This is a genomic window from Dolichospermum sp. UHCC 0352 (assembly GCF_009711925.1).
Lineage (GTDB): Bacteria > Cyanobacteriota > Cyanobacteriia > Cyanobacteriales > Nostocaceae > Dolichospermum > Dolichospermum lemmermannii.
The window spans coordinates 26,064-38,972 of sequence record NZ_VIKY01000274.1 but is presented as its reverse complement, the minus strand read 5'-3'; the positions used below and the strand labels follow the sequence as shown (position 1 = coordinate 38,972).

Annotated in this window: 11 protein-coding genes and 1 pseudogene; 4 read left to right on the top strand and 8 right to left on the bottom strand. The window is 36.9% G+C overall.

Annotated elements, in window-relative coordinates:
* Positions 1 to 253: 253 nt before the first annotated feature.
* Positions 254 to 478: a hypothetical protein gene (locus FJR06_RS19670; protein WP_254433034.1), complete on the top strand. Its 225-nt coding sequence runs from the start codon at positions 254 to 256 to the stop codon at positions 476 to 478.
* 188 nt (positions 479 to 666) lie between these two features.
* Here the strand turns inward: FJR06_RS19670 and FJR06_RS19665 are convergent, their stop codons facing one another.
* The gene (locus FJR06_RS19665) at positions 667 to 963 is read right to left on the bottom strand and encodes a type II toxin-antitoxin system RelE/ParE family toxin (RefSeq protein ID WP_168652093.1); all 297 of its coding nucleotides are present in this window, start codon (positions 961 to 963) and stop codon (positions 667 to 669) included.
* Positions 960 to 1,184 carry an addiction module protein gene (locus FJR06_RS19660; protein ID WP_168652092.1) on the bottom strand — a complete coding sequence of 75 codons (225 nt, stop codon included), beginning with the start codon at positions 1,182 to 1,184 and terminating at the stop codon, positions 960 to 962. The genes FJR06_RS19665 and FJR06_RS19660 overlap by 4 nt, the downstream gene beginning before the upstream one ends.
* 238 nt (positions 1,185 to 1,422) lie before the next feature.
* On the opposite strand from FJR06_RS19660, the gene FJR06_RS19655 reads away from it, so the two are divergent.
* A complete protein-coding gene (locus tag FJR06_RS19655; RefSeq protein ID WP_168652091.1) occupies positions 1,423 to 3,525 on the top strand; it encodes a RecQ family ATP-dependent DNA helicase in 2,103 nt (700 codons plus the stop codon).
* A gap of 6 nt (positions 3,526 to 3,531) precedes the next feature.
* A complete protein-coding gene (locus tag FJR06_RS19650; RefSeq protein ID WP_254434459.1) occupies positions 3,532 to 4,995 on the top strand; it encodes a DNA-processing protein DprA in 1,464 nt (487 codons plus the stop codon).
* 211 nt (positions 4,996 to 5,206) lie between these two features.
* On the opposite strand, the gene FJR06_RS19645 is transcribed toward FJR06_RS19650, so the two are convergent.
* The 4 genes from FJR06_RS19645 to FJR06_RS19630 all read right to left on the bottom strand — a co-directional run bounded on the left by FJR06_RS19645 (position 5,207) and on the right by FJR06_RS19630 (position 10,362).
* A complete protein-coding gene (locus FJR06_RS19645; RefSeq protein ID WP_168652090.1) occupies positions 5,207 to 6,619 on the bottom strand; it encodes a glycosyltransferase family 2 protein in 1,413 nt (470 codons plus the stop codon).
* Positions 6,620 to 6,736: 117 nt separating this feature from the next.
* Positions 6,737 to 9,505 carry a bifunctional acetate--CoA ligase family protein/GNAT family N-acetyltransferase gene (locus FJR06_RS19640; RefSeq protein WP_168652089.1) on the bottom strand — a complete coding sequence of 923 codons (2,769 nt, stop codon included), beginning with the start codon at positions 9,503 to 9,505 and terminating at the stop codon, positions 6,737 to 6,739.
* Between the two features lie 10 nt (positions 9,506 to 9,515).
* Complete coding sequence (locus tag FJR06_RS19635) at positions 9,516 to 9,959, bottom strand: hydrogenase maturation protease (protein ID WP_168652088.1); 444 nt, start codon at positions 9,957 to 9,959, stop codon at positions 9,516 to 9,518.
* A 97-nt stretch (positions 9,960 to 10,056) separates the two neighbouring features.
* Positions 10,057 to 10,362, bottom strand: a complete 306-nt coding sequence (locus tag FJR06_RS19630; RefSeq protein ID WP_217359799.1) for an SDR family oxidoreductase — start codon at positions 10,360 to 10,362, stop codon at positions 10,057 to 10,059.
* A gap of 251 nt (positions 10,363 to 10,613) precedes the next feature.
* Between FJR06_RS19630 and FJR06_RS19625 the strand changes: the two genes are divergently transcribed.
* Positions 10,614 to 11,009, top strand: coding sequence for a pentapeptide repeat-containing protein (locus FJR06_RS19625; protein WP_168652087.1), 396 nt, complete (start codon positions 10,614 to 10,616; stop codon positions 11,007 to 11,009).
* Between the two features lie 133 nt (positions 11,010 to 11,142).
* Here FJR06_RS19625 and FJR06_RS24535 read toward each other — a convergent pair.
* Positions 11,143 to 11,295 (bottom strand): annotated as a pseudogene (locus tag FJR06_RS24535) (Uma2 family endonuclease); the annotation flags it as partial.
* 101 nt (positions 11,296 to 11,396) lie between these two features.
* The gene (locus tag FJR06_RS19620) at positions 11,397 to 12,845 is read right to left on the bottom strand and encodes a Ni/Fe hydrogenase subunit alpha (protein WP_168652086.1); all 1,449 of its coding nucleotides are present in this window, start codon (positions 12,843 to 12,845) and stop codon (positions 11,397 to 11,399) included.
* Positions 12,846 to 12,909 lie beyond the last annotated feature (64 nt).

The following is a 12,909-nucleotide window of genomic DNA, read 5'->3' as shown; positions in this document are numbered from 1 at the left end:
AAGGTATTGAGAAGGGCATTGAGAAAGGTATTGAGAAAGTTGCTAAAGCTTTGAAAGAGCAAAATATAGCCATAGAAATTATTGCAGAATCAACTGGTTTATCTTATGAAGCTATTCAAAGAATTTGAGTTAATCAGGCCAATTGATAGACTTGCGCCCATTTTTTGTGCTATACAGGAAATATTAGACAGAGTTTTCTAAATACATAGTTATTCAGCGAGTATTTCATTAAAATAATCTTGAAGGAGTAGTTATGGCTGCAAAATACTTTAATCCTTATACAGATTTTGGCTATGAACAATATAAGAAGAGTTTAGTGCAGTATTTAGAGGTGAGAAATGTATTTGATACAGCCTTTGAAGAAGGTGAGAAGTCCGGTATTGAGAAAGTTGCTAAAGCTTTGAAAGAGCAAAATATAGCCATAGAAATTATTGCAGAATCAACTGGCTTATCTTATGAAGCTATTCAAAGAATTTGAGTGAATAATGCCAATTGATAGACTTTGCGATCGCATTACCGACTTTAACCCCACGGAAGGCGATTCCTACGGAGCGCTTCGCTATCGCTTCATGCTTTGAGTTAATTTGAGGGTGCGATAGCGAAGCGCGACCTAAGAATCGCACTCTGTTAATTAATAATTAGGCTGTTACGATTAACTTCTGTCTTTTAGGTTCGCGTTTGCCATGACTTTGGATCTCTTCGACTGTGAAAAATTGCTGTCACAATCACACGACTTGACACAATTCGGTAGTATATAGCATAGGGAAAACGTCGCACCACTGTTCGTCGAACATCAAGATACACAACTGCATAGGATTCTGGTATTTGACAAATCCGATTTAGCATATTATCCACGCATTCTAAAAACTCATCACCAAGTCCTGTTTGCTGACTTTGATACCAATTATACGCATCATCCAGTTCTTCACGAACTTCTGGACGAAAAACTAGGACATAATTCATTGTTGTCCTCTAATTGAAGATTTAATTTCCTCCCATGTCATGACATCATCTGGATTTGCTTCATAATCAGTAATTCGACGATCAAGTTCTCGTTTTTGTGCTGTTGTTAAATCGGGATAAGCCTGTTCTGCTGCTATACTTTCTAAAATATCTTGTACAATCCGAATTCTATCTGCAATACTCAGGGCTTTGATTTCATTTAAAGTTACACTGATATCCATGTTAACTGACCTCAATAGGAAGATAAGGCATACATCTATTTTCTAGGATAAGCGATCGCTCTCAGCTTTGAATTAATTTGAGGATGCGATAGCGAAGCGCGACCTAGGAATCGCACGCACCACATCCTAAACATCACTTCACGCTTATAGTAAGCATAAATATATTGATAGTCTCAATATAAATAGTGTTGGTTATCTTTTATGCTACAACAGTATGATAAATAGATACCCAGCATATATGACAACCATACTCAAAGAAAAAGCATTATTCCTGATGCGTCAGGCTTTGAATAACCCAAACGCTGATTTTCGTGATGGACAATGGGAAGCCATTAAAGACTTACTAGAGAACAAATTACGGTTACTTGTTGTTCAACGCACAGGTTGGGGAAAAAGTCTAGTTTATTTTTTAGCAACTCGCTTATTAAGAGATCAAGGTTTTGGTTGTACTCTTTTAATTTCCCCTCTTTTAGCATTAATGCGAAACCAAATTGCAGCCGGAAACCGTATTGGGATAAAAGCCGAAACAATTAACTCTAGCAATACAGATAATTGGAGACTTATAGAAACAAAGTTGTTAGCAAATCAAGTAGATATTTTATTAATTTCTCCAGAAAGATTAGCAAATGAAGATTTTATGAAAAACATTCTTGTACCATTATCTCAAAAAATTGGGTTATTTGTAGTTGATGAAGCTCATTGTATTTCTGACTGGGGACATGATTTTCGTCCTGATTACCGCCGCATTGTCAGATATTTAGAAGGATTACCCAAAAATATTCCTGTTTTGACTACAACTGCTACAGCTAACAACCGAGTAGTTAATGATATTAAAGCTCAATTGGGGTCAAATTTGCGTGTTAGAAGAGGTGATTTAACTAGAAAAAGTTTGCGTTTACAAAATATTTATCTTCCCAGTCAAGCCGCAAGATTAGCTTGGTTAGCCCAACATCTGCCTCAGTTACCCGGAAGTGGTATTATTTACGCATTAACTGTAAGAGATGCTCAAAGAGTTGCTGATTGGTTAAAAACACAAAATATTAATGCTAAAGCCTATTATGGAGATTTAGATACTGAAGTTCGCATAGGATTAGAAGACGAATTACTCAATAATCAAATTAAAGCATTAGTCGCAACAACAGCTTTAGGTATGGGTTTTGATAAACCAGATTTAGGCTTTGTAATTCATTATCAAAGACCTGGTTCTGTTGTACATTATTATCAGCAAGTAGGTAGAGCCGGTAGAGCAGTAGAAACAGCCTATGGTATTCTCTTAAGTGGTAATGAAGATGATGAAATTAATAATTATTTCATTAATACAGCATTTCCTCCAGAAATTCATACACAAAAAGTTTTGAATGAACTAGAAAATGCTGTTGATGGTTTTTCTATTCCTCAGTTAGAACAGAAACTCAATCTTTCAAGAGGACAAATTGATAAAGTTTTAAAAATTCTATCTCTGGAATTTCCTAACCCACCTGTAACTAAGATAGGTTCAAAATGGTATCTCACATCAGTCAATTATCAATACAACAGGGAAAAAATTGAAAAGCTAACACAAATTCGCAGACAAGAACAAGAGCGAATGTTAGAATATATGAAAAGTCAACAATGTTTAATGGCTTTTTTAGCAACAGAATTAGATGATCCAAATCCACAAAAATGTGGTAGATGTACAGTTTGTGTAGGTACACGCTTATTACCAGAAAGTTTTACCAATGCACGACTAAATCAAGCAAATCTATTTTTACGTCGTAGTAATCAAATTCTCGAACCACGTAAACAATGGCCACCACAAGCATTATTAACTTATAGATTTTCAGGAAACATCAGAGATAATTTAAGAGCAGAACCCGGAAGAGCATTATCTTTATGGGGGGATGCAGGTTGGGGAGAATTAGTGAAACAGGGAAAATATAGAGCTAATCATTTTGATGATGAACTTGTGCAAGCTACTTTTGAGATGATTCAACTTTGGAAACCTCAACCTTTTCCGACTTGGGTAACTTGTGTTCCCTCTTTAAATCGCCCAGAACTTGTACCTAACTTTGCCAAGAGACTAGCTGAAAAATTAAGTTTACCATTTAAACCCATTGTCCGCAAAATTCGTCCAACTCAGTTACAAAAAAACATGAGTAACAGTTATCAACAAGCTCATAATTTAGATGGATCTTTTGCAATTGATTCATGGACAGGAATGAGAGGTAATGTATTATTGGTTGATGATATGGTAGATTCCCGTTGGACTTTTACTGTCATTGCAGCACTTTTGCGTAATACTGGAAGTGGATTAGTTTATCCTGTAGCATTAGCTCTTAATTCATTAGGTCAAGAGGATTAGAAAATTATGTCAAATCATGTCCTAGCACCAGATACTCAAGCAATTTTGTTATTGTGTGCTAGTTTTGGACAAAATCGCCAAACTGAACTGTCACCTCTAACTCTAAGTGAATATAACTTGTTAACAGTTTGGTTGCGAGAAAATCAAATGCGTCCAGCAGATTTACTAGAAACAACAGCAAAAGAACAATTACAAAAAATAACTAGCAATAAACTTAACCCTGATAGACTTTTAGCGTTATTACAACGGGGTGTAATGTTAAGTTTTGCAGTGGAAAAATGGACAAGTCGTGGTTTATGGATATTGGGACGTAGTGATGCTAAATATCCCAAACGTCTCAAAAAAATATTGAAACATTCAGCACCAGCAATTATTTATGGTGTGGGAAATATAGAATTATTATCTTTAGGAGGATTAGCAATTGTAGGTTCTCGTGATGTAGATGAGGATATTATTAACTACACACGCAAAGTAGCACAAACTTGTTCTCAACAAAATATACAAGTTATTTCTGGTGGTGCAAGGGGTATAGATCAAGAATCAATGTTAGGTATTTTGGATCATGGAGGAACGTCAGTTGGTGTATTAGCTGATAGTTTAACTAAAGCAGCAGTAAATAGTAAATATCGTTCTAGTATTCGAGAAGGTAGATTAACTTTAATTTCTAGCTATGATCCTGATGCTGGGTTTAATGTAGGTAGCGCAATGGGAAGGAATAAATATATTTATAGTTTAGCAGATTATGCCTTAGTTGTTAATTCTGCTTTTGGTCAAGGTGGAACTTGGAATGGTGCGGTAGAAGCATTATCTAAACTCAAAGATATTCCTGTATTTGTGAGAATAACATCTCCAGTATCGGAAGGAAATCAGCAATTATATAATCAAGGTGCAAAACCCTTTCCTTCAGAATTTGAAAATGGTAATTTGCGAGAAATGTTAGCAAAAGATATTGCTGATTTTGAACAGATAAAAACTGAAGTTATCATAGAAGATTCAGAATCTCAGGTAATTTCTATCCCACAACATCTACCCAATATTTCTCAAGATATTTATGAAGTTGTTTTACCTTTTATTATTAATTCCTTACAGCAACACAAAGACGTAAAATCTCTGGCAAAATCTCTACAAGTAATACAAGAACAAATGAATGATTGGTTAAAAAGAGCTACCGATAAGGGTAAGGTAAAGGTAGAGAAAATAAATAAACCTAAAACCGTTCATTATTTTAATAATATTCCACAAGATTCGCCAACTATTTCTAAAGATATTTATGAGGCTGTTTTACCTCTTATCCTTAATCAATTACAGCAACCCCAGGGTGAAAAATATCTAGAAGAGGCTTTAGAAGTGAGAGTATCACAGATCAGACTTTGGTTAACAAGAGCTAAGGATGAAGGCAAAGTCAAGAGGTATGAGAAACCAGTTCGTTATGAGGTAAATCAATCAGTTAATCAATTATCTTTGTTGTGATTTTAAGGCTAAGGCAGTTATACGCCAATACAAAAAAATGAAGGATAAAAAATTCGGCATTGCTGAATTGAGGTATGAAATTAGAAAACACAAAATCTAAAACTTTGCGTCTTTGCTCCTTTGCGTCTTTGCGCGAAATAAAATTCATACCCTTAATCAGCAACGCCAAAAATTCATCCTTCACTCTGCAAAATTTATGGTTTTTATTTCCTTATTTCTCAACACCTGTATGGACAGTTTTTACCCATTTAAGGCGTTTTGGTCGGAAAGACATTCGCGCCGTTGTGCTACTCATAACTACTAACCAATGCAACATATATAAACTGCCGCGGAGGGTTTGTAAAAGTACCATTAAATAGGTAGATGGTTTAAATTGTTGATCGGAACGAACGTGCTTTAAACCAGCAAACATTCCTACTACTGACATTCCCAAAGATAAGCCAGTTACAGGACTTAACATGGGGGGACGATGACGAGCGATCGCCATTAATATATCTGGTATTGCTGCTGTCGGTAAGATATACATTGTTACCATAAAGATCAACAAATCCCAGGTTTTCCTTGTCCCCATGCGGTTTTTGAGGATGAGATCCCAGTAGTCTAAATAACGTTGATAACCACCTTCTGCCCAGCGGTTACGTTGATGCCAAAGGGCTGTAGCATTGGTGACACCTTCTTCTTCCACTGGCGGATAAAAAACGCATTCAATATCCCATTTATCCAGATGTAACCGGATAGTTAAATCCAGATCATCAGTGATAGTTTCCTCATTCCAACCACCGCAACTAGCCAAGGCTTGACGACGGACAAATTGACCATTACCTCGGAGTTCACCGATACCACCAATAGCAGTGCGCTGTTGTTGAAACCAAATATCCAACAACATTTCCGCCATTTGTCCCTTAGTCCAAAAATTTTCCTTAGCATTGGCGATCGCTTTACGCATTTGTACCGCCCCTACCCGTTCTTTTTGAAATAACGGAACTATTTGTAATAGCAAATCCGGTGTAACTTGGGCATCGGCATCAAATACAGCAATAACCTCTCCCTTTGTCAGCGGTAATACTTGATTTAATGCCCCCGATTTGCCGCCACTAGCGTCAGGATCACGCCTAAATACATTGAGTTGTTGATATTCCTGCTTGAGTTGGGCGAGTAATTGGGGTGTATTGTCTGTACTATTATCATCAATAATCCAGACTTCATATTGACCATTACCGTATTCCAGATTACACAGATTCTTAACTAATCTGCCAATTACCGCTTCCTCATTTTTAGCAGCCACCAACACAGAAACAAAAGGCAAATCTCCCTCTATCTCTTGGGAATGGTGACGGGGTTTGGCGAAAATAATCCCCAAAGCATGAATACCTAGCATTGTTGTTAGTCCCAGGACAAATATGGAACCCCAGGAAACTAAATGCAAGGTAATAGTACCACTCCAGACTATAGTTAAAACTAGAGCAGCTTTGCCTCTACGGCCTTGAAATCGGACTGGTGGTAGAGACGCGGAATCCGTCCTTACTTCTGATTCCTCATCTACTGATAGGTCAGTAAAGATAGAGTCAAGGGGATCAGAGTTTCCGTTATCAGCATCATTTTCAGGACAGGAATTCGCCGGCATAGGTTACATAATTCAAAAACATCTATGCTATGTAGCTTTTATTTACAGACTAATACTGTAACAGATTCCTGTCCACCTAATTATAACTTGCTGAAAAATTTTTTCAGCAACCCCCATTTAAAGTTTAATTTCTGCCCTTAATACTGTTGTATCACTTGTATTTGTGATTTGGAACCCAAGTTTTTCACATATTCGCTGCATACCTGAATTGTCAGCTAAAATATCAGCATAGATACAGCAACTTTTCTCGTTTTTACCAACTTCTAGCAATCTGCGGAGTAATTCTGTCCCTAAGCCTTGATATTGAAATTTGTCGCTCACTAGCATCGCAAATTCTGCCGCATTACTACCATGTAATTTAGTTAATCTTCCTACTGCTAAAATCTCCCTATTTTCTGTTTCGGGATTTTGGTATTCTGCAACTAAAGCCATTTCTCGATCATAGTCAATAAAGCATATTCGGGTGAGTCGTTCATGGGTAATGCGTTGACTCAATTTAATCATGTGGAAATAGCGAAAATAAACACTCTCTTCTGATAAGGTTTTGTGAAATTCTACCATTAATGGTTCGTCTTCGGGACGAATAGGACGAATAGTAATTGGCGTACCATTGTTCAATTTCCAATTACTAATATATTGACTAGGATAGGGACGAATAGCTAATTTTGGTAATTGATGCTTTTCCACATCAGCAGAATGTAAAACTACCCGCGCATCTAAGGCAATTAATCCTTCAGGATGTATAGGAGTGGGAGGAATAGCCAACAGCGGATTAATATCAATTTCTTTAATCCCAGGTTGTTCCACAACTAATTGACTAAATTCTACCATTAATTGTTCAAGAGCAGCAATATCAATACTTTTCCGTCCTCTGACCCCTTGCAAGGCTTTGTAAATTTTAGTTTGTTCCATCATCCGTCGTGCTAGGGTAGTATTGAGAGGAGGAAGGGCAATAGAACTATCTTGAAAAACTTCCACCAATTGTCCCCCAGCACCAAATAATAATACTGGTCCAAATTGCGGATCTAAACTACTCCCAATAATCAATTCATAACCATCTGTTTTTATCATTGGTTGTACAGTTACACCGAGAAAATCTGCGGCTTTAGCTTTCTGTTTTACTGATGTTTCAATATTTTGATAAGCAAGTTTTACCGATTCCGCATTTTGCAGATTTAACTGCACACCACCCACATCAGTTTTATGGGTAATAGTCTGAGAATAAAGTTTTAAAACAACGGGATAACCCAGATTTTCTGCACATTCAACTGCTTTATCTGCACTTTCAGCAATGCAACCTGCAACTATAGGAATACCGTAAGCGGCTAAGATTTCCTTAGATTCAAATTCCGTGAGAATTGTTCTTCCTGCTGTTTTTGCAGCTTGAATAATATTTTCCACTTTAGCACAATTACGAGTATTAGCATCACAAGTTAATGTCGGTAAAACTGGAGTTTCATAAATACCGCGCAGGTTATAACTGGATTTCCACATATAACTAAATACCCGCGCTGCTGTATCGGGATAGGAGTATGTGGGAATACCTTGACTATTAAGAATTTGTTGCCCCGCAGCTACATCAGCACCACCCATCCAACTGGCTAAAATTGGTTTACCAGACATTTGTACATAAGGTTTTAATTGTTCGGCTATTTGGGTAGGATCTGTCATTGCTTGAGGCGTTAAAATTACTAATAACCCATCACTATTGGGATCTTTTGTGATAATTTCTAAGGCTTTTTTATAACGTTGGGGATCAGCATCTCCTAAAATATCAATAGGATTATTATGACTCCATTGCGGGGGTAAAATTTCATTTAAAGAACTCATTATTTCTGGAGAAATTGCTGCTAATTCTCCTCCATTTTCAATTAATGTATCTGTTGCTAATACTCCTGGACCACCAGCATTAGTTAAAATCGTCAATCGTGAACCTTGGGGACGGGGTTGTTTTGCTAATACTTCTGACATATCAAATAAATCAGAAATACTATTGACTCGTAATACCCCACAACGGCGAAAAGCTGCATCTAATACAGCATCATTTCCTGTTAATGCACCCGTGTGAGAAGCTGCGGCTTTAGCTGCGGCTGTAGTACGACCGGCTTTAATGACAATGATCGGTTTTGTTAATGCCACTTCTCGCGCTGCTGACAGAAAAGAACGCGCATCCCCAATGGATTCCATATAAATTACAATACTTTTAGTATGGGGATCATCTCCGAGATAATAAATTAAATCTCCCCAACCAATATCTAACATTGAACCAATGGAAATGAAGGCACTAAAACCAACATTCTCCTGTAAACTCCAATCAAGAACTGATGTACATAATGCTCCACTTTGACTAATAAAGCCAACTGTTCCTGGTAGTGCCATTTTACTAGCAAATGTGGCATTTAAACCGGAAATTGGATTCATTACTCCTAAACAATTGGGTCCAATAATTTTAATTTTTCCTCGGTGTGCTTGTTGCAGGATTTCCTGTTCTAAAGCTAGACCTTTTTCACCTACTTCTTTAAATCCGGCGGAAATAATAATTGCTCCTTTAATTCCGGCATCAACACCATCAGCAATAATTTTTGGGACTGTAGATGCAGGAGTGGCAATAACAGCTAAATCTATTTTTTCAGGAACATCAAATATAGTAGAATAAGCTTTAATTCCTAATATACTAGAATGCTGAGGATTAATGGGAAAAACTGTTCCTCCAAAGGGATTAGTGATTAAGTTCCAAAGTAGATTCCGTCCCACACTTCCGGGTTTCTCACTTGCACCAATGACAGCAACAGTTTTAGGTGCAAAAATGGCATCTAATGGGTTTAATTTCTCTGGACAAAAGATATTGTAAGGCTTGTTGGTGATTGGTTTGATAGGTGCTTCCATGACTATCCTTTTATTTGCTTGTATTGAGAATTTGCATAATTGTAACTATGGCGATCGCTATACCTTTTTCTGCTGTTGGTGAAATGCGATCGCTCAGTTCAAAATTCACTCCTGGGACTGAGACTAACCACGCTGAGGGACAATGACCATAGAGGATTTGAGAAAGGGCAAGTAGGGATGACGGATTACTAATATGGGTATTAATAGTATTCAACTCAGACGGTAATAATGATTGCACCTGCACCTGACCAGATTGGGAATTGATACAAGCATCAACAAAAATTGCTAAATTGACATTTGCTAAAGGTGCAGCTAATTCTGGTGTCAATTGATGAATTGCAATGGATTGCACAGATGATAAACAACAATCTTTGATAGCTTTTGCCACTTGTTGTCCAATAGCATCATCACCACGTAAATCATTGCCATAACCAATCACCATTGCAGTTACCATTATTTTTCAACTCTTTTGATCTAGTACAACACGGCATTTTTAATTTTCCTCCTAAATGTTTTTGAAACATCAAATAAATTGTTATTTTTGAAGTCATTTACTGAGCCATAAAACCTCCGTCTATGACAAGGTATTCTTCCGTAATAAAGGAAGCCTGATCTGAACAAAGAAAAACTACTACATTAGCAACTTCTTCTTCTTTTCCGACTCTACCCATGGGATGTTTGTTAATAAACTCTCGATAAAAAGGAATAGAAAAGAAAGGACGAGCCAGATCTGTATCAATCACCCCCGGACATACTGCATTAACACGAATATTTGATTGGGCAACTTCTAAAGCCACTGTTTGAGTTAAGCCTAATACCGCGTGTTTACTAGCTGTATAAGGCTGAAAATTTGACAAATTAACCGAATTTATTGTAGCTAGTTGTTTGCGAAAGACCGTGGAAGGATAAAAAGGGGAGTATTCTCCTGATGATTTATCCTTTGCTTTAAAACTAGCATAAAGATTTGAGAAATTTCTGATAAGACACAAAAACACTGAAAACAAACTTATGTAAACATAGCCTATATTTTTTGCATATTCGTTATAATATGAATGTAGATAGCATTGGGAATTTCGTAAAAAATTTAGATAAATTGTGAGGCTGCTCTATGCCTGAAGTTAATTTTCAACAGTCAATTAATAGTGCTGCTACGATTGTAGAAGAATATGCAGTCGGAAAAAGAGACTTTGAAAAAGCAGAATTAGGAGAAGCTAATCTACAAAATTTTGACTTGAAAGGCTCTGATTTCAGTTATGCTGATTTGAGTACAGCTAATCTCAGTGGTGCAAATCTGCGAGGATGTGATTTTAGTTTTGCTGATTTAAGTGAAGCTAATTTAGAAAATGCAGATTTGCGCGGAGCAATGTTATTTTCTGCAAATTTACGTACAGCTAATTTACAGGGGACGCATTTAGAAAAAGCAGATTGTGATCATAATACCCGGTTTCCCGCAAATTTTGACCCTCTTGTAGCAGGTGTAAACATGAGTAACCCATCTGTATAGATACTGGTGCGGCTGCTATAGCCGCTTATTATTTATACTGACAATATTGTAAATTGTCACAGAACACCTATTTTATCACTTGACAATTAGAATAGCATATTTTATCAATTTTTGCAAATTTTAATTTTATAACTTAATTTTCCCCTGGAAATACTTTAGTTAAATCTAAAATTAATTCCGAGAAAGATGGCAATTTGACAGACTCATTAGGGAGGATAATTGATTTGTGACGATAGCCAAATTTACCTTGTAAATCTTGATATGGGTCACTGTAGCATTCTAAATAATAGATAAAATTTGGGTAATATGAGTTTAGCTTAAATTATATCATAAAAATACCAGATCCCCAGATCCCCGACTTCTTCAAGAAGTCGGGGATCTAAATACTTAATTACGGCAAATTTGATTAACTACAGCACCATTGTTATTTACTACTTCTATTAATAAAGGCATTTGTCCCATTGCATGAGTTGAACAACTCAAACAAGGATCAAAAGCCCTAATTCCGGCTTCGACACGGTTTAACATTCCTTCTTTTATGTTATCACCTTGGATAAAATGGCGGGCAATTTGGGCAACGCTACGATTCATTGCTAAGTTATTTTGACCCGTGGCAATAATCAAATTTACCTTTAACATTAAACCATTTTCATCAACTTGATAATGGTGAAATAATGTCCCCCTTGGGGCTTCACTTACACCCACAGCTTCTAGGCAATTAATACCAGCTTCAGCACAGAGACGATTTGATAAAATATCTGGATCATCAAGGATAATCTCTATATGTTCAATTGCTGCTAAAATTTCAATTAACCGGGCATGATGATAGAAAAATGATGATTTAACAGTTCCGGTTCCATAACTACGAAATTCTTTTAATTCTGTGTCTGCTAAAGGTGTGCCAATCTGACTACAAATATTTAATCTAGCTAATGGTCCGACGCGATACATTCCACTATCTAAACGACAATGATCACTGCTATCAGGATAACCTAAAGGAAGATAATAAGGTGATTTTAAATAAGAGTCTGCTTGGACTGCTTCACCGATAAATTCATGATAGTTAGTGGGGTCAAGTTGATCAGCAACAATATTCCCTCCACTATCAACAAATCGGATATGTCCATCATAAGTTTCCCATAAACCTTCAGAACTGACTAAACCCATGAATAAACTCGGAAAATTACCAAAGGTTTTTGCTTCTTTCTCATAAGTTTTTAATAGGGTTTTAAATAAAGCTATGGCACTAATTACAGTAGCTTTGGCTTCAGGAATTTTTTGCTGAATGTGGGTGCGATTTTCTGTTGTTAAAGGGTCACGAACTCCACCAGGAACAGCCCAGGAAGGATGAATTTTTTTGCCTCCTAATAATTCAATGATTTCTTGTCCAAATTGGCGTAAACGGATTCCACCTCTGGCTAATTCCGGTTCAGCGGCAATTAAACCAAAAATATTGCGTTTTTCTGGTTCGCTATCCATACCTAATAATAGGTCTGGTGCGCTGAGGTGAAAGAAGCTGAGGGCATGGGATTGGATGATTTGCCCTAAATTCATCAAACGGCGTAATTGGGTGGCTGTTTTGGGGATTGTGACGGCTAAAATGCGATCGCCTGTTTTGGCTGATGCTAATAAGTGACTGACTGGACAAATACCGCAAATTCTCGCAGTAATTCCTGGCATTTCTGGAAATGGACGACCGACACAAAATTTTTCAAACCCGCGAAATTCAGTGACATGAAATCTAGCATCATTCACTTGACCTTCATCATCTAAATAAATGCTAATTTTCGCGTGGCCTTCAATGCGAGTAACGGGGTCAATAACAATTGTTTTCATAAATAATCGGTGATTGGTAATTATATAAAATTGTAGGTTGGGTTGACGGAAGGAAACCCAACAT